General features: G+C 62.9%; 20 protein-coding genes and 1 other RNA gene. 6 read left to right on the forward strand and 15 right to left on the reverse strand.

Annotated elements, in window-relative coordinates; translation table 11 throughout:
- The first annotated feature begins 27 nt into the window (after positions 1-27).
- The 3 genes from ssrA (at position 28) to dtd (ending at position 2,725) form a co-directional block, all read left to right on the forward strand.
- Positions 28-424: a transfer-messenger RNA gene (gene ssrA / locus D2E23_RS03720) on the forward strand.
- A gap of 280 nt (positions 425-704) precedes the next feature.
- Positions 705-2,108: a sugar porter family MFS transporter gene (locus tag D2E23_RS03725; protein ID WP_240541501.1), complete on the forward strand. Its 1,404-nt coding sequence runs from the start codon at positions 705-707 to the stop codon at positions 2,106-2,108.
- Positions 2,109-2,245: 137 nt separating this feature from the next.
- Positions 2,246-2,725 carry a D-aminoacyl-tRNA deacylase gene (dtd, locus tag D2E23_RS03730; RefSeq protein WP_126029827.1) on the forward strand — a complete coding sequence of 160 codons (480 nt, stop codon included), beginning with the start codon at positions 2,246-2,248 and terminating at the stop codon, positions 2,723-2,725.
- A 42-nt stretch (positions 2,726-2,767) separates the two neighbouring features.
- On the opposite strand, the gene D2E23_RS03735 is transcribed toward dtd, so the two are convergent.
- The 12 genes from D2E23_RS03735 to mraZ form a co-directional block, all read right to left on the reverse strand.
- The gene (locus tag D2E23_RS03735) at positions 2,768-3,592 is read right to left on the reverse strand and encodes a cell division protein FtsQ/DivIB (RefSeq protein WP_240541500.1); all 825 of its coding nucleotides are present in this window, start codon (positions 3,590-3,592) and stop codon (positions 2,768-2,770) included.
- 307 nt (positions 3,593-3,899) lie between these two features.
- A complete protein-coding gene (murC, locus tag D2E23_RS03740) occupies positions 3,900-5,480 on the reverse strand; it encodes a UDP-N-acetylmuramate--L-alanine ligase (RefSeq protein ID WP_126029667.1) in 1,581 nt (526 codons plus the stop codon).
- An 88-nt stretch (positions 5,481-5,568) separates the two neighbouring features.
- A complete protein-coding gene (locus tag D2E23_RS03745) occupies positions 5,569-6,747 on the reverse strand; it encodes a UDP-N-acetylglucosamine--N-acetylmuramyl-(pentapeptide) pyrophosphoryl-undecaprenol N-acetylglucosamine transferase (RefSeq protein ID WP_126029668.1) in 1,179 nt (392 codons plus the stop codon).
- A 61-nt stretch (positions 6,748-6,808) separates the two neighbouring features.
- Positions 6,809-8,263 carry a peptidoglycan glycosyltransferase FtsW gene (locus D2E23_RS03750; protein ID WP_126029669.1) on the reverse strand — a complete coding sequence of 485 codons (1,455 nt, stop codon included), beginning with the start codon at positions 8,261-8,263 and terminating at the stop codon, positions 6,809-6,811.
- Positions 8,253-9,650 carry a UDP-N-acetylmuramoyl-L-alanine--D-glutamate ligase gene (gene murD / locus D2E23_RS03755; protein ID WP_241227213.1) on the reverse strand — a complete coding sequence of 466 codons (1,398 nt, stop codon included), beginning with the start codon at positions 9,648-9,650 and terminating at the stop codon, positions 8,253-8,255. The genes D2E23_RS03750 and murD overlap by 11 nt, the downstream gene beginning before the upstream one ends.
- A gap of 180 nt (positions 9,651-9,830) precedes the next feature.
- Positions 9,831-10,931, reverse strand: coding sequence for a phospho-N-acetylmuramoyl-pentapeptide-transferase (gene mraY, locus D2E23_RS03760; RefSeq protein WP_126029671.1), 1,101 nt, complete (start codon positions 10,929-10,931; stop codon positions 9,831-9,833).
- The gene (locus D2E23_RS03765) at positions 10,928-12,445 is read right to left on the reverse strand and encodes a UDP-N-acetylmuramoyl-tripeptide--D-alanyl-D-alanine ligase (protein WP_126029672.1); all 1,518 of its coding nucleotides are present in this window, start codon (positions 12,443-12,445) and stop codon (positions 10,928-10,930) included. Before D2E23_RS03765 ends, mraY begins: the two co-directional genes overlap by 4 nt.
- A 94-nt stretch (positions 12,446-12,539) precedes the next feature.
- A complete protein-coding gene (locus D2E23_RS03770) occupies positions 12,540-13,421 on the reverse strand; it encodes a UDP-N-acetylmuramyl peptide synthase (protein ID WP_126029673.1) in 882 nt (293 codons plus the stop codon).
- A 75-nt stretch (positions 13,422-13,496) separates the two neighbouring features.
- Positions 13,497-15,293, reverse strand: coding sequence for a peptidoglycan D,D-transpeptidase FtsI family protein (locus tag D2E23_RS03775; protein WP_241227203.1), 1,797 nt, complete (start codon positions 15,291-15,293; stop codon positions 13,497-13,499).
- The gene (gene ftsL, locus D2E23_RS03780; protein WP_126029674.1) at positions 15,290-15,748 is read right to left on the reverse strand and encodes a cell division protein FtsL; all 459 of its coding nucleotides are present in this window, start codon (positions 15,746-15,748) and stop codon (positions 15,290-15,292) included. The genes D2E23_RS03775 and ftsL overlap by 4 nt, the downstream gene beginning before the upstream one ends.
- On the reverse strand, positions 15,745-16,851 hold the full coding sequence (gene rsmH / locus D2E23_RS03785) for a 16S rRNA (cytosine(1402)-N(4))-methyltransferase RsmH (protein WP_126029675.1): 1,107 nt from the start codon (positions 16,849-16,851) through the stop codon (positions 15,745-15,747). Before rsmH ends, ftsL begins: the two co-directional genes overlap by 4 nt.
- Before the next feature lie 5 nt (positions 16,852-16,856).
- Entirely contained in the window at positions 16,857-17,348 is a 492-nt protein-coding gene (mraZ, locus tag D2E23_RS03790) for a division/cell wall cluster transcriptional repressor MraZ (protein WP_126029676.1), read from the reverse strand.
- Between the two features lie 242 nt (positions 17,349-17,590).
- On the opposite strand from mraZ, the gene D2E23_RS03795 reads away from it, so the two are divergent.
- Positions 17,591-19,870, forward strand: a complete 2,280-nt coding sequence (locus D2E23_RS03795; RefSeq protein ID WP_126029677.1) for a HelD family protein — start codon at positions 17,591-17,593, stop codon at positions 19,868-19,870.
- 9 nt (positions 19,871-19,879) lie between these two features.
- Positions 19,880-21,076, forward strand: coding sequence for a phosphoglycerate dehydrogenase (serA, locus tag D2E23_RS03800; protein WP_126029678.1), 1,197 nt, complete (start codon positions 19,880-19,882; stop codon positions 21,074-21,076).
- Positions 21,077-21,256: 180 nt separating this feature from the next.
- On the opposite strand, the gene nrdR is transcribed toward serA, so the two are convergent.
- Positions 21,257-21,748: a transcriptional regulator NrdR gene (gene nrdR / locus D2E23_RS03805; RefSeq protein WP_126029829.1), complete on the reverse strand. Its 492-nt coding sequence runs from the start codon at positions 21,746-21,748 to the stop codon at positions 21,257-21,259.
- A gap of 95 nt (positions 21,749-21,843) precedes the next feature.
- Entirely contained in the window at positions 21,844-22,260 is a 417-nt protein-coding gene (locus D2E23_RS03810; RefSeq protein ID WP_240541499.1) for a LysM peptidoglycan-binding domain-containing protein, read from the reverse strand.
- Positions 22,261-22,405: 145 nt separating this feature from the next.
- Here D2E23_RS03810 and lexA point away from each other — a divergent pair, with 145 nt between their 5' ends.
- A complete protein-coding gene (lexA, locus tag D2E23_RS03815) occupies positions 22,406-23,137 on the forward strand; it encodes a transcriptional repressor LexA (protein ID WP_420829280.1) in 732 nt (243 codons plus the stop codon).
- A gap of 435 nt (positions 23,138-23,572) precedes the next feature.
- On the opposite strand, the gene D2E23_RS03820 is transcribed toward lexA, so the two are convergent.
- The gene (locus tag D2E23_RS03820; protein WP_093960118.1) at positions 23,573-24,535 is read right to left on the reverse strand and encodes an L-lactate dehydrogenase; all 963 of its coding nucleotides are present in this window, start codon (positions 24,533-24,535) and stop codon (positions 23,573-23,575) included.
- Between the last annotated feature and the right edge of the window lie 181 nt (positions 24,536-24,716).

Genomic DNA, 24,716 nt, shown 5'->3' on the forward strand with positions numbered 1-24,716 from the left:
TCGGCAGTTGATTGATAATTCAACATCGGGGTCGATCGGTTTCGACGGTGACCTGTTCGTCGCAGGGAAGCGTGCCGAGAACGCGGGGGTCCGCTCGTTAATGTCCTCCCGCAAAGAATAAGTGCTAAATCTAACCGCACTGAGTTCGCTCTCGCTGCCTGAGCTTCGCGCCAGATCTAACCAGCGAGCAGCCGCTCCGTTCACTCTCCCATGTTTCCGGGGAGATGCTGAGCGTCATTAGGAGACTTGCCTGAAGCATTGCGTCACAGGGCGCTTCGGGGACTTTTGCTGTGACTATGCCCGCCGCCAGTTGTCTGCGACATCGGCGGGGGCAGACAGATAGCCACCTGGCCAGCAGACTACGCACGTAGAAGACTGAGGGTACGGTCATCGGACCCGGGTTCAATTCCCGGCGGCTCCACGAATTAAGCCATCCAAGCACACGCTTGGGTGGCTTTTTTGTTGCGATTCCAACGGTTTCCCAACGGTTTCCACCCCTCCACACCGTTCACTACACCAAACAACACGCGAAACACCCGGAGTTGCCAACTGTTGCATTTTCCTATATTGTGAGGAATCAGTTGTTTTGATCAGCAGGGTTGCTACTTGGTAAAACGAGGCAAGACCTGAGACATGGTATGGACCATGTCTCAGGTCTTTTTTGTTTTCCCGGCCGGATTCCGGGATCAGGGCAATGGGATGGAATGTGGAAGGACCGAGACAAAGGAGATTCGATGCGATTCCCACTGAATAACACATTCATATTTATCTTCGGCGCGCTGGGAGGCATGCTGTTCGGCTTCGATACCGGTATCATCTCCGGCGCATCGCCGCTGATCGAATCCGAATTCTCGCTCAACGCGGCGCAGACCGGATTCATCACCTCCTCCGTGCTGATCGGATCCATGATCGGCGCGCTGACCATCGGCGGCCTGTCCGACAAGTACGGCCGCAAGAAGCTGCTTATCGTCTCCGCCATACTGTTCCTGCTCGGCTCCGGCCTGTCCGCCACCGCCACCGGATTCGTATGGATGGTGATGGCCCGCATCCTGCTCGGCCTGGCCGTCGGCGCCGCATCCGCGCTTACCCCCGCCTACCTGGCCGAGCTCGCGCCGAAGGAGCATCGCGGTTCGCTGTCCACGCTGTTCCAGCTCATGGTCACGTTCGGCATCCTGCTCGCCTACGTGTCGAACCTGGGTTTCCTCAACCACAACCTGCTCGGCTTCAGCGACTGGCGCTGGATGCTCGGCTCCGCACTCATTCCGTCCGTGCTGCTGCTGATCGGCGGCATCCTGCTGCCTGAATCCCCGCGCTACCTGGTCAAGCAGGGTGACGTACGTGACGCATTCAAGGTGTTGCAGCTGATCCGCAAGGACATGGACGCCACCGAGGTGACCGCCGAACTCGACGAGATCCAGCGTGTCGCCAACTCTGAAGGCTCCAAGAAACAGGGCAGCGTCAAGGAACTGTTCACCACCGCACGCCCGGCCATCATCGCTGCCATCGGCATCATGCTGTTCCAGCAGCTCGTGGGCATCAACTCGGTGATCTACTTCCTGCCGCAGGTGTTCATCAAGGGCTTTGGATTCCCGGCCAGCCAGGCGATCTGGGTGTCGGTAGGCATCGGCGTGGTCAACTTCGCCTCCACCATCGTCGCCACGATCTTCATGGATCGTTTCAACCGCAAGACCGTGCTGTTCATTGGATCCATCGTCATGGCCGTCTCGCTGATCGCACTCGCCCTGCTCAACTTCCTCGGTGACGTAAGCCACGCCGCCATCCCGACGATGGTGCTGATCGCCATCTACATCCTCGGCTTCGCCGTCTCGTGGGGTCCGCTGGCGTGGGTGATGATCGGTGAGATCTTCCCGCTGTCCGTGCGTGGCATCGGCACGTCGATCGGTTCCGCCGCCAACTGGATCGGCAACTTCATCGTCTCGCAGTTCTTCCTGATGCTGCTTGCCGCATTTCACAACAACGTGGGTGGCCCGTTCGCGATCTTCGCCGCGTTCGCCGTGCTGTCCATTCCATTCGTGGCCAAGTTCATCCCCGAGACCAAGGGCAAGTCCCTCGAGGAGATCGAGGCCGAACTTCGCGGCACCAAATGACGACGTATACGCAAACGCCATATACGTGGCGTAGCGTCTGACGAATACGTACCCATACCCACACATATCGCATTGCGCGGTCTTCCCCATCCGGGGAGGCCGCGCAATGTCGTATGGCGATACCTACACTGATCGTCATGCGTATCGTAGTGCAGAAAGTGAGCCGTGCATCCGTGGACGTCGTTCCCGAGCCCGGCAATTCCTTCGAAGAACCGTTCGTTCCCCAGTCCATCGATCGCGGATTCATGCTGCTGGTGGGTGTCGCCGATGCGGACGGTCCCGATCAGGTGGCGTGGCTGGCCCGCAAGATCGCCCATCTACGCGTATTCGAAGACGAGAACGGCAAGATGAACAAGTCGATTCTCGACGTGGGCGGCGCCATACTGTCGATCTCGCAGTTCACGCTGTTCGCCGACGTGCGCCGCGGCAACCGCCCGGGGTTCACCGGCGCCGGCGAACCCCATCATGCCGAACAGGTGTGGCACGACTTCAATCGTGAACTCGAGTCATACGGGTTGACGGTGAAGGAGGGCCGGTTCGGCGCACATATGCAGGTGAGCCTGGTCAATGACGGTCCAGTGACGATCAACTACGACACCGACGAACTGATGCACTGACGGGCTCTCCCCCTGTCGCTCCTGGCGTTCCTTGTAAACGCCCTATTTGATGGTGGCCTTGTCCGGGGCGGCGACGTCGATGGTCTTCGCCCCTTCAAGCTGATCGGGGTTCGACAGCAGCGTGTCCACCACGGCCTTCTTCAGTTTCATCTGCGATGAATTACCCCAGATGATCGTGTAGCCGTCCTCGAGCGTGGTGGTGATGGAATCCTGGGTCTTCGCCTCCACCTTGGTGATCTTCTGCCGCATGGACTCATCCAGCGAGCCGAGCACCTGCAGCGCCTGCTTGACGGCCTTGCTGTCCAGGCTCTTCTTGGCGTCCTTCACTTCGATCACGGGAATGCCCTTCACCGAGGCGTTCACCGCGTTGAGCACACGGCCCTCGCGATCCACGGCCGTGTAGTCGGAGTCGGAGGCGCGGAGTACGGCGGCCGGAATTTCGGCCTTCACCGTAACATCCAATCCGTGCGGATAGTGTTTCACGGCGGTGGCCGATGTCACGCCCGGCAGTTCGCTGATCTTGTCCTCCATGCCGGCGGTGTCGATCAGCAGCAGCGACTTGCCCTGTTGCGCATACGCAATGTTGGCGACCTCGCTTTCCGACACCCATGTGTTCGTGCCACCGACCGAGATCTGATCGGTGTGCAGACGCAGCAACGGCGAAAACAGCAGGCCCCAGATCAGCGTCACGATGGCGGCGATCACTGCCACCACAATGACGGCGCGAATGGCGACCTCCCGGCGGTGCGCCTGGCGGCGTTCCTTGAGTCGTTCGGGGAAGTTCACCACCTTGGGACGGGCGAATAGGCCGGGGCCGCCGAAATCAGGGCTGTCGAGGCGTTCGGAGACCGACTTGCGCGGCGGCATGGTTCGCGCGTCGACGAAATCCCCTTCCCGGCTGCGCGTATCAGAGGTTCCGCGGGAGCTCCGGGAACTCAGGGAACGGCCCTTCGGAGCGACGTCTCCCCTCCCCCGCGTGGAGGAGCCGGACGACACCGAACGCGACGAACGGGACGGGTGCGACACACGATTACCGTGCGCCGTGCCGCTCGCTTCGCGAGGGGTACGTTTCGAGACGGACCCCCGGGAGCTTCCGCCCTGCGACTTCGACGGCTTGTCCTGCGGCGAATCCGATGAAGAGACGACACGTCCGGCCATGATCACCCGACCCGAATCAACGTTCGTCCGTGGCGGAACGGGCCTCGAGCACGCGCAGCAGCACCTCGGCCATGTTGGTGATGTCACCGGCGCCGACGGTGAAGATCACATCGCCGGCCTTGGAACGCATGGCCAGCATCTTGGCCGCCTGGCACATATCCGGCACGGCCTGGATCCACGTTGCGGGATCATGGTCGATGTCTCCGGCGGCATCGACCACGGTCTGCGGGCCGATCTGCGGATAGTCGGCCTGCTTCTCGCGGGCGGGGAAGATGCCGGTGACGATCACGTCGTCGGCCTTGGCCAGCGCATGGGCGAATTCGGATGCGAAGAACATGGTGCGCGAGAACAGGTGCGGCTGGAACAGCACATGCACGGTGGACTCGGGGAAACGACGACGCGCGGCATCAAGCATGGCGGCGATTTCGGTGGGATGATGCGCATAATCGTCCACGACGGTCACGCCGGCGCGCTCGCCACGGATCTCGAAGCGACGCGCGGCGCCGCGGAACGAGCCGGCCGCACGGGCGGCGTCATGAGGGTCCATACCCAGCAGCGTGGCCGCGGTGATGGCGGCTGCGGCGTTGCGGGCGTTGTGGATGCCGGGAATACGCAGACCGACGGTGATGTCGGCAGCCTCGGAGTCCGTGCCGCCGAGCCCGGCCGGCAGATGCAGGACGAAGGATTCCACGGCGTCGACGGTATCGGACGCGGCGGCCTCGGCCTCATGATCGATGTGCACCAGGGATGCGCCGTTGAGATCGCCGATCTCGTCGGCGGTGTGGGTGGAGTAGGCGACGGCCTTGGCCGCGGACTCGGGGCTCATCGCGCGAAGCACGGCAAGCGCGCCCTCGTCGTCGGCACACAACACCACATGTCCGGTGGCGTGATGGGAGTGGTCGACGAACGCCTGACGGTAGTGTTCGGCGGTGCCGTAATGGTCGAGGTGTTCGGCCTCCACGTTGGTGATCACGGCGATCTCGGGATGGTATTTCGCGAAGCTGCCGTCGGATTCATCGGCCTCGGCGACGAGCACGCTGCCCTTGCCGGCGTGGCCGCCGTCGATGGTGGTGCCGTCCGGTCCCTGAATGGATCCGCCGATCGCGTAACTGGGGTCGGCGAGTTCACCGGTGCCGGCATTCACCAGAATCTGGGAGATCATGGCACTGGTGGTGGTCTTGCCGTGAGCGCCGGCCACGGTCACGGCGCGCGAGGTGCTCATGAGCAGGGCCAGAATGTCACTGCGGTGCATGAGGCGGGCGCCTTCGGCCACGGCCGCCACGATTTCGGGGTTGTCCGGCTTGATGGCGCTGGACCATACGACGGTGTCCACGCCCTGCACGTTCTCCGCCTTCTGGCCGATCATCACGGTGATGCCGAGCGCCTGCAGACGTTCGGCCTTGGGGCCGAGCTCGCGATCGGAACCCTGCACGTCCACGCCCTGCTCGTGCAGGATCTCCGCCAGCACGCTCATGCCGGCGCCACCGATGCCGATGAAGTGGGTACGGCCGAGGTCCTGCACGCGCAGTGTGTCGGCATGCGGCGGCCTGCTGGTGGGTTCAAGCACGATGGTGTTGTCGGAAGCGTGGTCAGACACGACGAATTCTCCTTATGAAACGGAAAACAACTCATTCCATTATGAACGAGGACGGGATATTGGATCCGGGATGCATCTCCCGGATCCGTCAGCGCTTGGCGTCGGCGAAGGACAGCACGCGTTCGGCCATGGTGTGTGCGGCATCGCGGATGCCGTAGGTCCATGCGGCCTGGGCGAGTCCACGCAGTCTGTCCTTGTCGGACAGCAATGCGGGCACGTGGCCTGCGACCCATTCGCTGGTGAAGTCGGCGTCGCGGACCAGGAAGCCGCCGCCGGCCTCCACTACAGGTTCGGCGTTGTACCGCTGTTCGCCGTTGCCGATGGGCAGCGGCACGTATACGGCGGGCAGGCCCAGTGCGGCGATTTCGGCCACGGTGCCGGCGCCGGAGCGGCAGACGACCAGATCGGCGCAGGCGAACGCCTGATCGATGCGCTCCAGATATTCGGCGGTGTGGTAGTCGCCCTGTCCGGCACTGTCCGGTCCGATGCCGCACAGGACGTCCGCACCGGCGGAGGCCTCGACGAGCTTGCGGACCTGACTGATCTTGCCCTTGCCGGTCAGGTGGATGATCTGGGTGACGTCAAGCAGTTCCTTCGCGGTGTTCGATACGGCGATGTTGAGGCTCTGTGCGCCCAAGGAACCGCCGGTGACCAGCACGATGGGCCGGTTCGGATCGAGGCCAAGCGCAGTGGCGCCTGCGACGCGGGCCGCGGCGCGATCCTGTTCCATGGCTTCGGCGACCTGGGCAATGGCGGGACGCAGCGGCAGTCCCACACGTTCGATGACCGCACCGGGACGGGCGGTCAGACCGGTGTTGTCGTAGACCGTGCCGATGAAGTCGGCCCACCGGCTGCCGAGCTTGTTCGCCATGCCGGCGCGCGCGTTCTGTTCGTGGATCACCACGGGAATGCCCATCTTGTGGGCCGTGTAGTAGGCGGGGGCCGAGGCGTAGCCGCCCACACCGACGAGCACGTCGGCGTGACGTTCGGTGAGAATGCGCTTGACCCTACCAGTTTCGTGGATCCACCGCATCGGGAATTTGAAGGCGTCGGCGTTGATCGAACGCGGGAACGGCACCTTTTCGATGGTGTCCATTTCGAAGCCGGCCGCGGGCACGAGCCGCTTCTCCAGACCGACTTCGGTGCCGATGACGCTGATGGCGGCATCCGGACGGATTCTGCGAATTTCGGAGGCGATGCTCAGCAGCGGATTGACATGACCTGCGGTGCCGCCACCGGCGAGCACGATGCTTACTCGATCAGACATGGTTACGAGCATAGCGCCCGAGGCGGTCAACCCCGGGCGTCATGCGTCGTGTCACGTCGTGTCACGATTTCGACACGGCCGCTTTGATCTCGGTCTGGGATCGCGCCATGCTCACCACGGTTCCCGCGGCCGCCAGACACATGATCAGCGCGGTGCCGCCTGACGATATGAACGGCATCGGCAGGCCCATGACCGGCAGAATGCCGACGACGACGGCGATGTTGACCAGCGCCTGTCCGACCAACCAGATAGTGAACGCCATGATCACCATGCGGGCATAAGCGTCCTGATGACGCACGGCGATGGCGATCATGCACCAACCCATGACCACGAAGCCGAGGATCACCGCACAGGCTCCGAGGAATCCAAGCTCCTCGCCGATCACGGCGAAGATGAAGTCGTTGTGCGCCGCCGGCAGATAGTTCCACTTCTCACGGGAATTACCAAGCCCCACGCCGGTCAGACCGCCTGACGCCAACGCGTAGGTGCCGTGGATCGACTGGTAGCACACACCGGTCAGATCCTCGCTCGAGCATTCGCCGTACGTGGCCATGATGCGGCTCATACGATTGGAGCTGCCCGTGACGAACATCAGCAGGATGCCCGCGGCGCCCACACCGCCGAGCAAGACGAACATGCGCAGCGGGAACCCGCCGACGAGCAGCACCACGGCACCGATGAGCACCACGATCATGGCGGTTCCCAGATCGTGTCCGAGGATCACCGCGGTGAAGGCAAGCAGAAAACCGCAGATCGGCACCCAATAGGATCGGGGAATGAAGATCTCCACGATTTTTCCGACCTTCGCCAACCATGGTGGCGCGTTGAACGCCAGCAGAGGCTTGCGTTTGACGGTACGTTTCGACCGTGCGGCAAGCAGCGCGGCCGGCATCCAGATGCTCAGCACCCATTTGAGAATTTCGGCGGGCTGGAAACGGACCGGGCCGAGGATGATCCAGCCGATGTTGCCGCCGGCCTCCGAGCCGATGCCGGGAATCTTGGTGGCCAGCTGCAATGCCACGCCGATGATCATCGCGATCATCGACAGTCTGCGGAACCCCTTCACCGGGAACGCAGCCAGCACGAAGCCGACCACCACGCCGACGACGGCGAACGCCGTCTGCGTGACCAGCTCGTACCAGGTCGGCTTGCTGCTGGAGATCATGTCGACCGCCGAACTGGAGAACACCATGAGCAGACCGAACAACGTCAGACCGGTCACCGCGATGATGAATCCGTAATAGCACCAGACGGGATTGAGCAGGCAACGGATGCCGCTGTAGTCGACCGGCTTGGCCGGCGTTCCGCCCGGCTTGCCCTTGGCCACCGGAGAACCGTTGGTGACCAGTGCCACGGCCTTGTCAAGCCCCTTGAGATCCGCATCATCGGTATCGTCGGGGCCGATCCGGACGGGGCTGCGTCCGCGCGACGATCCGACGGCAACCGCGTTCCATTTGGACGGAGTGCCACCGGATCGGGCGTTACGGGCGGGCTTGCCGTTCGGACTACTCGGCATGCGCCGCCACCCACTGCTGCGCGGCCGCGGCGAAACGATCACCACGGTCCGCATACGACTTGAACTGGTCCATGGACGCGCAGGCGGGGGCCATGAGCACCACGCTGCCGGCCTTGGCATAGGCGCCGGCCGCTTCGACGGCACGGTCCATGACCGTGTCCTTCGGCTCGGGGTCGATCACGGTCAGCGGAATCTCCGGCGCCTTGGCGGCGAACGCGTCGAGCATGGTCTGCTGGTCCACGCCGATGATTACGGCGGCACTGATCGTGTGCGCCTGATCGGCTACCAAGTCCTCGAAGCGCGAACCCTTGGCCAGACCGCCGGCGATCCAGACCACGGAGCCGGGAGCGAAGCTGGACAGCGAGGCATGGGCCGCATGCGCGTTCGTGGCCTTGGAGTCGTCGACGAATCGAATGACACCGCCGGGCACCTTGGCTTCGGCGACCTTGGCGATGCGGTGGCCGCCGGGGGCGAACTGCTTGAGCGCGCCGATGGCGGTGGCCGCCGACACGCCCATGCCCAGGGACAGCGCCAACGCGCACAGGGCGTCGGCCAGCAGATGCGGGTAGACGGTGCCGTCCGGTTCGCACAGGTGCGTGAAGTCCAGCACCCTGGCCATGCGCTCGGCGGCGTCCTCGTCGCGCAGACCGCTGCGATCCACGATCCAGCCGTCCTCGACGCCGATCTGTCCGGCGGCGGGCGCGCCAAGCGTGAAGCCGACCCTACGGCAGCCTTCGGCGGGCTTGGCGGCCTCGGCCAGCGCGGTCACGCGGGCATCGTCGGCGTTGTAGACCAGCGCGCGCTTGACTCCGCGATAGACCTTCGCCTTGTCGGCCGCATAGTTGTCGAATCCGCCATGCCAATCGAGATGATCGTCGGCGAGATTGGTGATCGCGGCGCAGTCAAGTTCAAGCGAATCGGTGTAGTGCATCTGGAACGAGCTGAGCTCCACCACCAGCGCATCGTTGGCTGGGTCCACGGACGCGGAGGAGACCGGCGTGCCGATGTTGCCCACGGCGGGAGCCTTGAGATGGGCGGCGCGTAGCACCTCGGAGGTCATCTCCGTGGTCGACGTCTTGCCGTTGGTTCCGGTGATGCCCACCCAGGCGGCGGGCTTGCCGGTCGACGCGGACGGCACACGCAGACGCCACGCGAGCTCGACCTCGCTCATCGTGTCGATGCCACGACGGGCGGCCTCGGCAAGGAACGGCGTGGACGGTGCGAACACCGGCGAGGTGACGATGGCGTCAAGCGCATCAAAGTCGATGTCCTCGAACCGGTGCAGATCGGCGTCCGGCTTACGCTCGTCGAATGCGAGCACGGTGGCGCCGGCATCCCTCAGCCGATCGCACGCACTCACACCGGACACTCCCAGTCCGGCCACCATCACGGTCTTGCCCTGAAAATCCTCTACCTTGGTCAACGGACCCCTCCTTTTAGGATTCTTCATACCAACGTCAGGCTAGTCTCCCGCCGATACAGAGCCGATATCGATACGGCGCGACGGGAGACCAGCGATCAACGGCCGGCGTCGTCACGACCCGACCGGCGCACGCAACGCATACGGTCAGAACAGACCGGAGCCGACAAGCCAGTTAGAGTAGAACAGCACCAGACCGACCAGCACGAACAGCATCTCGATCATCCAGAACCGCACGACGACGGTGTTCTCCTGCCATCCGCACAATTCGAAATGATGATGGATCGGCGCCATCTTGAACACGCGCTTATGGGTCATCTTGAAATAGCCCACCTGAATCACGTCGGAGCAGGTCTCCATCACGAACAGACCGCCGAGCACCACGGCGAGCACCTCGGTGTGCGTGGTGATCGACAGCGCGGCGAACAGACCGCCGAGCGCCAGCGAACCGGTGTCGCCCATGAAGATCTTGGCCGGATTCGTGTTGTACCACAGGAATCCGAAGCATGCGGCCACTGCACACGCGGCCAGAATGGCCAGATCCTGCGGGTCGGACACGGAGTAGGCGAAGCCGGAGTGGCCGGCGCCCTTGAGATGGTAGCTCTCCCAGTACGCGATCATCGCATAGCCGATGAACGCCACCATGGAGCTGCCGGAAGCCAGACCGTCAAGACCATCGGTGAGGTTGAAGGCGTTCGTCCACGCCGTCATCAGGAAGTTCACCCAGATCACGAACAGCACGATCGCCACCGCACGGCCGGCGAACTCGAACGAGACGATGCGGTGCTCGACGAACGAAATACCGGCCTGCGCGCTCGGGAAGCCGTTCTTGGTGGGCATGAGCAGCGCCAGCACGGCAAACATGGTGGCGAACACGAACTGGCCGAAGAACTTGCCGCCCACCGACAGGCCCTCGTTCTGCTTCTTGCGCACCTTGGCGAAATCATCGATGAAGCCCAGCAGGCCCATGGACAGCATGGCGAACAGCACCAGCAACGCCGTCCAGGAAGGCACGTCACGATAGGCGATATAGCGGTACAGCGCCGACGCGGCCCAGCCAAGCACGATGGCGAGGTTGATCACCACGCCGCCCAGCGTAGGAGTGCCGCGCTTGACCAGATGGGACTGCGGACCATCCTGACGAATGTACTGTCCGTAGTGCAGTTTGTGCACCAGATTGATGAGCAGCGGCGTACCCACCAGGGTGACGATCAGCGACACCCCAAGACCGATAAGGAGCGAAATCACAGTGCTTCTCCATTCTTCGTGGTTTCGTTGCCGCCGTTCTTACGCGCGGCGGGCAGGTCGTCGTTGCGTTCCCAGCGCGTGGCGAGCGCGCTCAGTCCGGAGGCGTGCGAGCCCTTGAGCAGCACCACGGCATGCGGATGGGCCAGCGCCAGATCGATCACGGCGCGATCGGCGTCGTCCACGTTGTGCACGAGCTCGGCGTGCGGATCGTTCGCGGCCTTCACGCCGTCGACGATGTCGGCGGCGAGGGAGTCGAGATTGGCGTCGTGCTCGCTGCCCACGGCGATCACGGCGTCGACGCCCAGCTTGGCTGCGTATTCGCCGATGCCACGGTGCAGACCGGCCTCATCGCCACCCAGCTCGAGCATGGAGCCGAGCACGGCCACGCGGTAGGGCTTGCCGTCGGTGTTTTCACCGGACCATCCGACCAGACCGTCGAGGCCCGCCTTCATGGAGTCGGGGTTCGCGTTGAACGAATCGTCGATCACGGTGAACTCCGCTCCCTCGCGCTTGAGCGTGGAGACGGCCATGCGATGGGGGCTGATGCTGGACTGCTTCTCCAGCACGGCAACGATGTCCTCTGTGGGCACGCCGAGATGCCAGGCGACCGTGGCGGCGGCCAGCGCATTCATCACATTGTGACGGCCGGGAATCGCCAGAGCCACGTCGGCCGGGGCCTGTCCGGGCAGAGCCAGCGTGAAGGTGGCGCGGTCGAGACCGTCCATGCGCACGTCGGAGGCCTTCGATGCGGCGCCGTCGCCCATGCCGAACCACAGCACCTTGCCGTCCACAAGCTGGGCCATCGGCACCACATGCTCGTCGTCGGCGTTGAGCACGGCCACGCCGTCGGCGTCCAGCGCGCGCACGATCTCACTCTTCGCCTTCTGGATGTTCTCCACGGAGCCGAATTCACCCAGATGGGCCACGCCCACCTTGAGCACCACGGCCACGTCGGGACGCACCAGCGAGGTCAGGTAGGCGATCTCGCCCAGATGGTTCGCTCCCATTTCGGACACGAGGTAGCGGGTGTGCTCGTCCACCTGCAGCGCGGTGATCGGCATGCCGATATCGTTGTTGAACGAGCCCACGGGCGCCACGGTGGGGGCCTGGGACGACAGCAGGGCCTTGAGCAGGTCCTTGGTGGTGGTCTTGCCGACCGAACCGGTGATGCCGATCACGGTGAACGGCGTTCCGGCGGCGCGACGGCGCTCGATGTTGGCCTTGGCCAGCAGGCCCAGAGCCTTGATGGTGTCGTCCACGACGATCTGCGGCACGTCGGCGTCGGCGATCTCGTGGTCCACCAACGCGGCGGCGGCACCGGCCTGACCCACCTTGGCCACGAAATCGTGACCGTCCACGTGTTCGCCGGCGATGGCCACGAACAAGGCCCCTTCGCCCGCCTGTCGGGAATCGGTCACCACCGTGCCGATCGGACGACCGGCCTGTTCGTCGTCCCGCACGTGCAGCCTGCCGCCTACCGCCAGGGCCGCTTCCTTTACTGTCATGACCATCATGAGATGTCTACCTCTTCTGTGGATCCTGTCTCTTTGCGTTCCGATGAACGCCTTTACGCACCACGAAGACGCCGTTGGACGTCCTCGGGATACGTCAGCTCATTTCCTTCGACACGCGCAGGGCGCTCTTGATGTTGCCCTTGCGCACGCCGGCCTTCATCACCATGGCGATGGCCAACGACAGCCGACGGCTGGACGCCGGGTCGAGCTGACCGTCGTAATGGTGGGCCATATCGTCGCTTTCCGCGGTCCGATGCGCCAGATGGGTGCGTTCACGCAGTTTTGCGCCATACCGTTCCATCGTCTCCTTGAGTGACGGCTGCGCATCGTCGTCCGCTTCGGATTCGCCGAGCGCGCACACGTCGGTGATCACGGATTCCAGCGCGCCGGGCGCGAGCGTGCGGTCATCGGCGCCGATCACCACGGCGGATGCGCCGTCCTCGACGAACACGGCGAGAATACGCTGCACGTCGAGCGCGTTCAACGGGTATTCCTCCACCAGGTGCCGCTCCAACGACACGGAGTGACGGTAGCCGATCTGTCCCACGGGGTTGCCCAGCACGTGCAGCAGTTCGGCCAGATCCGCGCCCTGTTCCACGGAATCCTCGCCCGCCACCAGGAACACGGCCACGGAGTTGGAGGGGTGCCCGGCCATGTCGGAGGCAAGACGGCCCATTTCCTCGGCGCTCAGATCGCCGTACAGCATGGGGACGCTGGCTTCGAGCCCGGTGTCCTGTGCCGACGTGGGCAGCAGCATCGCATAGGCGCCCTTCGCCTCGGCCTGGGCGATGGCATCGGCGGTGAGATCCTCGGGCTTGGGAATGAACAACGCGCCCGGCATCACCGACTTCAGATCGTCGGCGATGGACGTGACGGTGACCTTGCCCGCGAACTTCGCGTTGGTGGTCAGACCATACCGTTCACGTAGATCGGCGATGGTGAGATGTTCCGTGCTTGCTTCACTCAGTGCGCTCATCTGTACCCCTTGGCGTCGGTTGCCGCCGGCCGGTATGCCGTCGGCTTGTGATCAGGATTGTTGGACACGGCCGAATCACCACTCTGTAGGAATAGCATCGGTGCGTTCGGGCGAGGCCGGGACCTCGTACTTCTGCATAAGGAATTCACCAATCGTACCCACCACCGGTCCGGCCGTGGTGCCGCCGTAGGTGCCCTCGGGATCCTTGAGCGCGACGGTGATCACATACTGCGGATCGTTGGCCGGAATGGCCGCGATGAAATCGCCGATGATGCTGTTGAGCGCGCCGGAGGAATCGGCCACCTGCGCGGTGCCGGACTTGCCGGCCAGACGATAGCCTTCGACGTTCAGCACCGACTTGTACTGTTCGGCCATCGATTCCATCATGTTCATGAGTTCGGCGGCCACATCCTCGCTCACCACACGCTGCGACTTCTTCACCGACGGCGTGGTGTCGTTGCCCTGGGCGTCGGTGGACGATTCGATGATCGACTGGCCGTTGCGCACGCCCTTGTTGGCGATGGTGGCGACCACGTTGGTCATCTGCAGCGCGGACGCGGAGTAGCCCTGTCCGAACAGCACGGTGTTGCGGGTGCGCTTGTCCCAGTCCTTGTACGACGAGACGATCTGACCGTTGGATTCGCCGGGGAAGTTCAGTCCGGTGCTCTGCCCGATGCCGAACTTGGTGATGTACTCGTAGCGCTTTTCGAGACTGTAGTCGGAGGACGCCATGACGGTGCCCACGTTCGAGGATTCCTTGAGGATGCCGGCGAGCGTGAGGTTCTGCACGCCATGCTCATGCGAATCGTGGTAGGTCTGGCCGTCGAGCTGGATCTGATAGGGCACCTGGAACTGATCGGTGGGCTTGTGAATGCCCTCCTGCAGCAGTCCGGCGGCGGTGATGAGCTTGCCCGTCGAGCCCGGCTCGAACACGGCGGTCACGGCCTTCGACGCGTTCATCTTCGCCTCATCGGTGCCGGCCACGTAGTTGTCGGTGTCGGCGATGGCCAGGATCTTACCCGTCTTGACCTCCTGCACCACGGCGATGCCCCATTCGGCGTGCGTCTTGTCCTGCGCGTCCTTGAGCGCCTTCTTGACGTACCATTGCACGTCCCAGTCGATGGTGAGCTTGACGGTGCCACCGTTGACCGGGGAGACGGATTCGGTCACGGTTCCCGGAATCTGCTGGCCGCCGGCGCCACGCTGATAGCTGGTCGAACCGTCCTTGCCGATCAGCGACTTGTTGGCCATCTTCTCGATGCCGGCCACGCCGTTGCCGGTCGCGTCCACACCGCCGAGGATGGTGCCGAGCAGACCATCGTCCGAATACTGCCTGTCGGAGGTCAGTTCATAGCCGATCACACCGCTCAGATGCAGTTTCTGGATGGCGCGCATGACCTCGGGGACCACGTTCTTCTTCAGCACCACGTACCGGTTCGTGCCCACGAGCTTGCCGCCGAGCTCCATGGTGTTCATGCCGAGCACCGGTGCCAGCAGCTTCGCCACGGCGGACGGTCCCGTGGCGTCCACGTTCTTGCCGTCGATCGCATGGCAGGTGCTTTCGTTCTTGCCGTTGCAGTCGACGGGCGTGAAGTCGGCCGCAGCCACCTGGTCGGCGTAGATGGTGTACCGTTCCACGCTTTGTGCCAGCACCACGTTGTTCGTGTCGACGATCGTGCCGCGCTGCGCCTTCACCGTTTTGGTCACGGTACGGCTGGCGGTGGCGGCCTGGGCCACCGAACCGGCGGCGAACAGCTGCATGTACGACAGCTTGCCCACGCAGATCGAAGCCACCAGGGCAAGGATGATGCCGACGGCCAGCGACCGCCGGCGGAAGATGTCACCGTGGGTGCGGCGAACCTTACGTCTCACTTGCTTCCCTTCGCGTCATTGGATGCGGCATAGCCGCTCAGATCTATGGTCAACGCATCGGAGCCCGGGACCATGCCGAGCTTCTGCGCCTTGCTGGGTAGGGACGCCTCGAGGGCGTCGAGTTCGGTCTGCTTCTCCTGAATGTCCTGGGTAAGGCGGCCGATGGACTGCTGGGTGTCGGTGATGGCGAACGAATCCTCGATCATCTGCGTGCGCAGCACCAGCGAGCCAATGAGGCTGGCTCCGAGGAACACCAGCGCTCCCACGAAATGGAACAGCCGCATGCGACGGGGATGCACGCCGCCCACCAGACCGCGCATGCGACCTGCGAACGTATTGGTACCGGTTTTCGACGAAGTGGTCACTTGAAGCCTGTCCCGGGTGGATGTGGTTGGACGGGTGCTGCGTTCCTGCGCCTTGGAACGAGAACGCGCCACTCTGGGGGATGCGCTCATCTACGGCCCCTCCTTGCCTTGCCTGAGCCCGACTTGCCGGACGCCCGTCCGGCGCGGCCCTGCGAACGTGAACGACCCTGCGACTTCTCAGGCTCGCGATAGCTGTATCGGTGCTCGCCCGACGCGAAGCTGGATGCCCAGCGTTCGGGCAGCACGCGGGTGAGCTCCACCGCGCGAAGACGCACGGACGCGGATCTTGGATTGGCGGCGATCTCCTGCTCGTCGGCCTTGATCGCGCCTCGGGTCAGGTCCTTGAAGAACGGCTGGGCGTCGTCGGGGATCACCGGCATGCCGGCGGGCACGTCCACCTTCAGTCCGTTGGCCATGAACCGCTTGACGGTCTTGTCCTCGAGCGAATGATACGACTCGACGACCAGACGACCACCGACGGCGAGATGCAGTGCGGCCTGCGGCAGCGTCGACGCCAGTTTGTCCAGCTCGCCGTTGACCTCGATGCGCAACGCCTGGAACACGCGCTTGGCCGGATTGCCGGCGGGACGGTGCGCCTTGGGAACCACCCGATCGACCAACGCATTGAGCTGCGCCGACGTGCGCAACGGCTCACGCTCACGGTCGGCCACGATGGCCTTGGCGATCGGACCGGAGAACCGTTCCTCGCCGTATTCGCGGAAGATCCAGCGCAGATGATCCACGGAGTACTCGGCCAGCACGCGTTCGGCCGTCATGCCCTGCGTGGTGTCCATGCGCATGTCCAATGGGGCGTCATGAGAGTAGGAGAAGCCACGTTCGGTCTCGTCGATCTGCAGACTCGACAGGCCCAGATCCATGAAGACAGCGTGTACCTGATCGATGCCCTGATCGGCGAGCACGTCGGCGAAGGCGTCGAAGGCGGCATGCACCGGAGTGAAACGATCGGCCAGACCCTCGTCCTGCATACGACGGGTGGCGAGTGCGAGCGCCTCCTCATCACGGTCGATGCCGATGAGGCGGGCGTTCGGCGCGGCCTTGAGGAATGCCGTGGAATGGCCGGCGAGTCCGAGTGTGCAGTCAACGATGACGGATCCGGGCGCGGTGGCGGCCTCAGTCACCAGACGCACGCAGTCGTCCAGCAGCACCGGTTGGTGAATCGCTGTGATATCCATGTGTGTTAGAACTCCATTGCCGGTAGTACGTCGTCGGCTATGTCCGCATAGCCCTGTTCCTGCTCGGTCAGGTAGGCTTCCCAAGCGTCCTTGTTCCATATCTCCGCACGTGTGCCGACGCCGATGACGACGACATCGGTTCCCAACCCTGCGTAGTCGCGCAGCATGGGCGGTATCACCACCCTGCCCTGCTTGTCGGGCTCCTGGTCAACGGCTCCCGACAGGAACACGCGCAGATAGTCGCGTGCGGCCTTGTTGCCCAACGATGTGCGTTGGATCTGCGCGGCCACCCTTCGGAATTCGCTGTAGGGCAGCAGGTAGATGCAGCGTTCCTGTCCCCTGGCCATCACCAGTCCGTGTCCAAGCTGGCTGCGGAGCTTTGCGGGAAGGGCAAGCCTTCCTTTGGCATCGATCTTCGGGGTGTAGGTGCCCAGCAGCAATGGCGGAAGCTCTATCGGGGCCTCTGCCGGCGCGGCTGCTGGTTCGCTGTCGACCATCGCGCGCACCTCCTTGCCCCGTTTTGCCATGACTCGCGACCAACAGTTCACCACTTTACCCCACTTATCCCCAATCCTCCCCACCGATTGGGCTTTTCCACCCCAATAACGCCACAAATGCATGGGCCGGCGGCGCAAAGTGGGCGCGGCCCCGGCATGGTCCGGTTCCGGAACGGGTTTTATGGGCCTGCGAGTATAGTGGATTGCCGAACTTTTCCGGCCCCGCCAAGGAGCAGTCTTTCATGTCCAACTATTCCTCACAGCTGCGTGACGAGCAGCAGACGGTCGATCGTGTCTACGGACGCCTTGATGAGATGCGCAAGCAGACCAAGGACAGTCTTGACAAGGTCAGGGCCACGGGAGCGCACGGCTCCCCCACGCAGCGCGCCGAACGCGATTCCTTCGCCACGATGTACGAGAACCGGCTCACCCAGTTGCGTGCCGTGGAGGATCGTCTGGTGTTCGGCCGTCTTGACGAGGAAAACGGCGTCCAGCATTACATCGGACGTCTGGGATTGTCCGACGCCGACTACAACCCGATTCTCATCGACTGGCGTGCCGAAGCCGCCCGTCCGTTCTACGAGGCGACTCCCGCGCATCGTGGCAACATCGTGATGCGTCGTCATATCACACTGCGATTCCGTGAGGTGGTCGGCATCGAGGACGAGGTGCTCGACGTGCATTCGGAACAGGTGAGCGAAGCCTCCTCCGCAGGCACGCTGACCGGCGAGGGCGCGCTGCTCGCGTCGCTCAGCTCCCGCCGAACCGGCAAGATGACGGATATCGTGGCCACCATCCAGGCCGAACAGGATCGCATCATCCGTACGCCGCTGAACCGCGCGGTGGTGGTGCAGGGCGGCCCCGGCACCGGCAAGACCGCGGTGGCGTTGCACCGTGCGGCGTATTTGCTGTATACGCATCGTGACAAGCTGCAGCGTTCGGGCGTGCTGGTGGTGGGACCCAGCCCGTCGTTCCTGCATTACATCGATCAGGTATTGCCGTCGCTGGGCGAGACCGGCGTGGTATCCCGCACCATCGCCAATCTGATTCCGGGCGTACAGGCTACGGGAACGGAGTCGCCGCGGGCGGCCGCGCTCAAGGGCGATCGTCGTATGGCCACCGTCATCGCCAACGCCGTGGCGGCTCGCGTACGCGTCCCCGACGATCTGCCGACCATACGGGTCAACGGCATCAAGGTGCCGATGCGCGCCGAGGACATCATCACCGCGCAGAACGACGCCAAGCGCACCCGCCAGCCACACAACAAGGCCCGCGAAACCTTCGTCGAGTCCATGCTGCGGGCCATGGTGACCCGATACGCCGAACTGCTGGACTACGATCCCGACCGTTCCGAGCTGTCGACTGCCCATTCCATGCTGCGCATGGATGATCAGGTGCGCCGAACGCTGAATCTCGCCTGGCTGCCCATGACCGCCCAGTGGATGCTCGACGACATGTGGGCCAAGCCGAACAAGCTGCGCCGCTACGCGCCGTGGCTGCGCGAGGATGATCTCAAGGAACTGTATCGTCCCAAGGGCTCGCCACTCACGCCCTCTGACATTCCGTTGCTCGACGAGGCGCTCGAACTGCTCGGCGAGGATCCGCGCGAATATGATGCCCGCGCCCGCAAGAACGCGCAGCGTCTGCAGGATGAGCAGTTCGCCAAGGATACGCTCGCTCAGGCCGGCATCGGTTCGGGCATCGTCACTTCCGACATGCTGCTCGATCAGATCAACGGCTTGGACGACAGCACCGCCGCGCAGAAGGCCGCGGGTCAGCGTGAATGGACCTACGGGCATGTGGTGGTGGATGAGGCCCAGGAGCTCACCCCCATGGATTGGCGTATGCTGATGCGCCGCTGCCCGTCGCGTTCGTTCACCATCGTAGGCGATGTGGCGCAGACCTCGGCTCTGGCCGGCTCGCGCTCCTGGCAGCACACGCTCGACAAGCTATTCGGCAAGGATGGCTGGGATCTCAACGAGCTGACCATCGACTACCGCAACCCGCAGGAAGTGTCCGACCTCGCGTCACGATTCGCCGAGCAGGAGGGCCTGTATATTTCCACGGTCAAGGCCGTGCGCAAGATTCAGGATTCCGTGGAACGCGTAGTGGTGCAGCATGAGGACGAGATGCTGGACACCGCCGCCGACTACGCCGCCGATCTGGCTACCCGGTTCGTGTCCGATGACGGCACCGGTCGCGTGGCCGTGATCGCCGATCCCGAGATCATCGATGCGGTGGGCGAGCACGTCTGGAAGTCCGTTGCCCAGCGTCTGGGAGAGACCCGCACCACGGCACTGCGCGAACAGAAGGCCTGGGATGCCCAGATCAGCCTGTGCACGCCTCAGGATGTCAAGGGACTGGAATTCGACGCCGTCGTGGTGGTGCAGCCCGGTCTGATCGAGGACAATGCTCCGGCACGTCAGGTCGCCGCATCGGATCTGTACGTGGCGATGACCCGCCCCACGCAGAAGCTGGTCATCGTGCGGACGCAGGATGACGCGGACCACCTGCCGATGTAGGGTAGCGGTATGCCTAAAGCCTTATTACTTGAGAACATCCATCCGTTCGCGTCCGAGAACCTGCGTCAGCACGGCTTCGAAGTGGTGACGACGAAGGGCGCCATGGATGAGGACGAACTCATTGCCGCACTTGACGGCGTGGATCTTCTCGGCGTGCGTTCCAAGACGAACGTCACCGAGAAGGTGCTTGCCGCCCGGCCGAATCTGACCGCCGTGGGCTGCTTCTCCATCGGTACCAATCAGGTGGATCTGAAGTACGCGGGCAAGCGTGGCATCGCCGTGTTCAACGCGCCTTACTCCAATACCCGTTCCGTGGTGGAGCTGGTCATTTCGGACATCATCTCGCTGATGCGTCGCCTGCCCGCCCACTCCCACCATGTGCGCGGCGGCGTATGGGACAAGTCCGCGGCCGGCTCCCACGAGGTACGTGGCAAAACCCTGGGCATCATCGGCTACGGCAACATCGGTTCCCAGGTATCCGTGCTCGCCGAGGCGTTGGGCATGCACGTGGTGTTCTACGACATCGAAGAGAAGCTGGCTCTGGGCAATGCCGAACGTGCCGAGACCCTTGATGATCTGCTGGAGAAGTCCGATGCCGTCACGCTGCATGTGGACGGCCGCAAGTCGAACACGAACTTCTTCGGCGAGGATCAGTTCGAACATATGAAGCAGGGCTCGGTGTTCATCAACCTGTCCCGTGGCTTCGTGGCGGATCTCGATGCGTTGAAGAGCCACATGGATTCCGGTCATATCGCCGGAGCCGCGGTGGATGTGTTCCCGGTGGAACCGAAGAAGTCGGGCGATGCGTTTTCCACGCCGCTGAGCGAGGAGGACAATGTGATCCTCACTCCGCATATCGGCGGTTCAACGCTGGAGGCCCAGGAGGCCATCGGTCATTTCGTGTCGCACAAGCTGCTCGACTATTGGAGCAACGGCGTCACCTCGCTGTCGGTGAACCTGCCGACGCTGAACATGAACCCCTGCCAGGGCGCGGTGCGCATCGCTCACCTTCATGACAATCTGCCGGGCGTGCTGGCGAACGTGAACCATGTGCTTGGCGCGGAGAACATCAATATCACCGCTCAGGCGCTGGCCACCGAGGACGAACTCGGCTACGTGGTCACCGACGTGTCCAGCCGTCCGAGCGCTGAGGCGTTGGAGAAGCTCAAGAACCTGCAGGGCACCATTCGTGTGCGTGTGCTGTAATGGCATGTTCGTGATCGGCTTGCGATCCTTGTAATCATTCCCTTGTAATCATTTGGGCGCTTTCCCTGTTCGGGGAAGCGCCCAAAATCATATGGCTCCGATTATGCGATTGCGCAGCCGGATGCCGAATCGCCGACATCTCGTTCAATGGCTGATCCGGCGATTCGGCCTACGGCAGGCTCAGGCTTTGGTTTCGTTCCGAGCCTTGGCCTCGCTCTTGGCCGAGGATTCCTGCTCTCGCAGCTCCTTGATCGCACGCTCGAAGTCCTCGAGATTGTTGAATTCCTGATATACGCTGGCGAACCGCATGTAGGCCACCTCGTCGAGATCACGCAACGGTCCGAGGATGGCCCGACCTACTTCGTCGGACGGCACCTGGGCGAGTCCCCGCGCACGGAGATCCTCCTCCACGCGCTGACCCAGCTGCTTGAGATCTTCCTCTTTGATGGGCCGTCCCTGACAGGCCTTGCGAACGCCGGTGATCACCTTGTCACGATTGAACGGCTCCACGTTCCCCGATCGTTTGATCACCATCAGCGTGGCCGTTTCGACCGTGGTGAATCGTCGCGAGCACTTCGGGCATTCACGCCGGCGACGGATGGAATAGCCGTCCTCCCCCACACGGGTATCGACGACTTTGGTATCCGAGTTCTTACAGAAAGGACAATGCATACCATCAAGAGTAAACGTTGGTGCGCACCACCCGCGTGTCTTGCACGAGCCATCGACGAAATCGGCCATCGTGTCCTTATCTCGGACAGGTACCATTACCGGACCGGGACCATAATGCGTTGCCCCACCTGCAACGATGACGTCTGCAGATGATTGAGCTGTTTGAGCTCCTCCACCGTCTCGCTCACGTCGTCCCCTTCCGGCGTGATACGGGACGCATAGGACCACAGCGTGTCCCCCGGAGCCACCGTATAGCTCACCACCTCCGTCGACTTCGATTCGGAACGCGTGTCGCCCCTGCCGCCCATTGCCGCAAACGTCAGGATGACCAGCACGACCATCAGCAATCCGATGGCCCGACGCCCCCAGACAACCATCTGGAATCGAACATCATCAACCGTCGATCGAACATCCGTTGCCGTGGTATCCAACACCCGCCTTGCGACGAATCCCGACCGCAACGCCTTGGAATTCAAGGGTTTTGCCTCCAATGTGAAATGCATATCCGTCATAACACACCTTTCTCGAACACACGTTCTATCGAACGTTAGTTGCAATTGTGCCACATATGTACGATCCACGCAACCCGATATAGAACATCTGTTTTGAGTTTCGAACATTTCGATGTACAGTTGAACCAACTGAAAGGAGTTCGACGTGCGTACCATTCCCTTTTCGCCGAAAGGCGGCGGTCCCGTATTCGGCGGGGAGGATCTCACTGACCGTCAGCGACATATTCTGGAGGCCATTCGCGAGCATATTCTGCAGAAGGGGTTCGCCCCTTCATTCCGTGAGATCGGCGAAAGCGTTGGCCTGAAAAGCCCGTCATCGGTGAAGCATCAGCTTCACGCCCTTGAGGACAAGGGATATATTCGTATCAATGCGAACAAGGGGCGTGCCATCGAATTGCTGGCCGATTGGGACGGGGATACGATCGAACGCTCTCCCGATGGTTCGGCGATCGTCCGTTTTCCGAGTCAGGAGGCGATCGAGGAGCGTGAGGCCTCGTTGGCGCAGTCGCGCGATGTGCCGTTGGTCGGCCGCATTGCCGCTGGCGTGCCGATCACCGCGGAACAGCATGTCGAGGATGTGATGCGTCTGCCGAAGAGATTGACCGGCGACGGTAATCTGTTCATGCTGGAGGTCCATGGGGATTCCATGGTGGATGCGGCCATCTGTGACGGTGATTTCGTGGTGGTTCGCGCGCAGAACACCGCCGAAAACGGCGATATTGTGGCCGCACTGCTGGATGGCGAGGCCACGGTGAAGACGTTCCGTAATGAGAAGGGCCATGTGTGGCTTATTCCCCACAATCCGGCGTACACGCCCATTGACGGCACCAATGCCGTAGTCATGGGCAAGGTAGTCACCGTACTTCGTAAGGTCTGAGAATCAACGAAAAAGGCTCGAAACCACAATGGTTTCGAGCCTTTCCCTGTTTTGGCCGAGGCCCCCACCCGGCTTCGTCGGAAGCCCCGCATCAGAGGAGACGGCACGACATAAAAATCGACGCTACGTGTGCGTCGCCAAGGCGCGGAATGTGAAGGCGTACAAAGGTACGTCGAACATTCCGCAACGCCGGTGACGCTCCGTAGCGCCAGCACCAAATAAAAATCCGCTCCACACGTGTGTCATCAAGGCGCGCAGACGAAGGCGTACAAAGGTACGTCGAAGTCTGCGGCAACGCAGATGACATTCCGTGGAGCGGATCACAACATAAAAATCGACGCTACGTGTGCGTCGCCAAGGCGCGGAATGTGAAGGCGTACAAAGGTACGTCGAACATTCCGCAACGCCGGCGACGCTCCGTAGCGTCGATTTTTATCAGAAGCCGAACTGGGCGGCGGTCTGCTTCAGCGTCTCGGCGGAGCGCTTGAGGGCCGCGAGCTCACGGTCGGAGAGCGGGGTGTTGATGCGGGTGTTGACACCCTGGCGGTTGAGGACGGACGGCACGGACATGCAGACGTCGGAGATGCCGTGGAAGTCGTGGAGGAGGGAGGAGACAGGGAGGATGCGGTTGGAATCCTTGAGGATGGATTCGATGATGTCGACGCCGGACATGGCGATGGCGTAGTTGGTGGCGCCCTTGCCTTCGATGATGCGGTAGGCGGCGTTCTTGACTTCCTGGTGGATCTCCTCGCGCTTGGCGGCGTCGAGCGGCTCGTGGCCCGGGAGCGGGGTCCAGTCGCACATGGGGACGCCACCGATGGTGGCGGAGGCCCACAGCGGGACTTCGGAGTCGCCGTGCTCGCCGGCGATGTAGGCGTGGACGTTCTTGACGTTGACGCCGGTCTGCTGGGCGATGAGGAAGCGGAGACGGGCGGAGTCCAGGTTGGTGCCGGAGCCGAAGATCTGGTTGGCGGGCAGACCGGAGAGCTTCATGGACACGTGGGTGACGATGTCGACCGGGTTGGTGACGAGCATGTAGATGGCGTTGGGGGCCACGTTGACGACACCGGGGATGATGGACTTCATGATGTTGATGGTGGCGCCGGCGAGGTCGAGACGGGACTGGCCGGGCTTCTGGCGGGCGCCGGCGGTGATGACGACGACGTCTGCGTCACGGCAGATCTCGACGTCGTCGGATCCGCTGATGGAGACGGTGGGATAGAAGCTGGAGCCGTGCTGCATGTCGAGCACCTCGGCCTCGACGCGCTTGGCGGCGATATCTTCCAGCACGATCTCGCGAGCGATACCGCGCTGGGCGGCAGCGAAGGCCATGGTGGAGCCGACGGCACCAGCACCAATAATCGCAAGCTTTGTGGGACGAATCGTTGATTCTGCCATGAGAAGGCACCTCTCTTTGACTAACTCCAAATATCGGCAAATCAAGCCAACTTCGGAATTACTATAACGTCACCATCTGACTATTGTTGCCAAGTTTTCGCTTCGGCGTCGTTTTCATGTCGATCGTTTGCCGTGATTCCGACGTTAGCGTGCACATGTTAACGATTGCAACACTCCCCGG

Source organism: Bifidobacterium callimiconis (assembly GCF_003952005.1).
Taxonomy (GTDB): Bacteria; Actinomycetota; Actinomycetes; order Actinomycetales; family Bifidobacteriaceae; genus Galliscardovia; species Galliscardovia callimiconis.

What these genes read in the sequence shown, in the direction of transcription:
- D2E23_RS03750 (WP_126029669.1), bottom strand. Translation starts at nt 8,263, where the DNA reads ATGCCGAGTAGTCCGAACGGCAAGCCCGCCCGTAACGCCCGATCCGGT.
- D2E23_RS03795 (WP_126029677.1), top strand. Translation starts at nt 17,591, where the DNA reads ATGTCCAACTATTCCTCACAGCTGCGTGACGAGCAGCAGACGGTCGAT.
- D2E23_RS03820 (WP_093960118.1), bottom strand. Translation starts at nt 24,535, where the DNA reads ATGGCAGAATCAACGATTCGTCCCACAAAGCTTGCGATTATTGGTGCT.
- D2E23_RS03725 (WP_240541501.1), top strand. Translation starts at nt 705, where the DNA reads ATGTGGAAGGACCGAGACAAAGGAGATTCGATGCGATTCCCACTGAAT.
- mraZ (WP_126029676.1), bottom strand. Translation starts at nt 17,348, where the DNA reads ATGGTCGACAGCGAACCAGCAGCCGCGCCGGCAGAGGCCCCGATAGAG.
- D2E23_RS03810 (WP_240541499.1), bottom strand. Translation starts at nt 22,260, where the DNA reads ATGACGGATATGCATTTCACATTGGAGGCAAAACCCTTGAATTCCAAG.
- D2E23_RS03735 (WP_240541500.1), bottom strand. Translation starts at nt 3,592, where the DNA reads ATGCCGCCGCGCAAGTCGGTCTCCGAACGCCTCGACAGCCCTGATTTC.
- D2E23_RS03765 (WP_126029672.1), bottom strand. Translation starts at nt 12,445, where the DNA reads ATGATGGTCATGACAGTAAAGGAAGCGGCCCTGGCGGTAGGCGGCAGG.
- murD (WP_241227213.1), bottom strand. Translation starts at nt 9,650, where the DNA reads ATGGTGGCCGGACTGGGAGTGTCCGGTGTGAGTGCGTGCGATCGGCTG.
- D2E23_RS03745 (WP_126029668.1), bottom strand. Translation starts at nt 6,747, where the DNA reads ATGTCTGATCGAGTAAGCATCGTGCTCGCCGGTGGCGGCACCGCAGGT.
- rsmH (WP_126029675.1), bottom strand. Translation starts at nt 16,851, where the DNA reads ATGGATATCACAGCGATTCACCAACCGGTGCTGCTGGACGACTGCGTG.
- D2E23_RS03770 (WP_126029673.1), bottom strand. Translation starts at nt 13,421, where the DNA reads ATGAGCGCACTGAGTGAAGCAAGCACGGAACATCTCACCATCGCCGAT.
- dtd (WP_126029827.1), top strand. Translation starts at nt 2,246, where the DNA reads ATGCGTATCGTAGTGCAGAAAGTGAGCCGTGCATCCGTGGACGTCGTT.
- ftsL (WP_126029674.1), bottom strand. Translation starts at nt 15,748, where the DNA reads ATGAGCGCATCCCCCAGAGTGGCGCGTTCTCGTTCCAAGGCGCAGGAA.
- nrdR (WP_126029829.1), bottom strand. Translation starts at nt 21,748, where the DNA reads ATGCATTGTCCTTTCTGTAAGAACTCGGATACCAAAGTCGTCGATACC.
- serA (WP_126029678.1), top strand. Translation starts at nt 19,880, where the DNA reads ATGCCTAAAGCCTTATTACTTGAGAACATCCATCCGTTCGCGTCCGAG.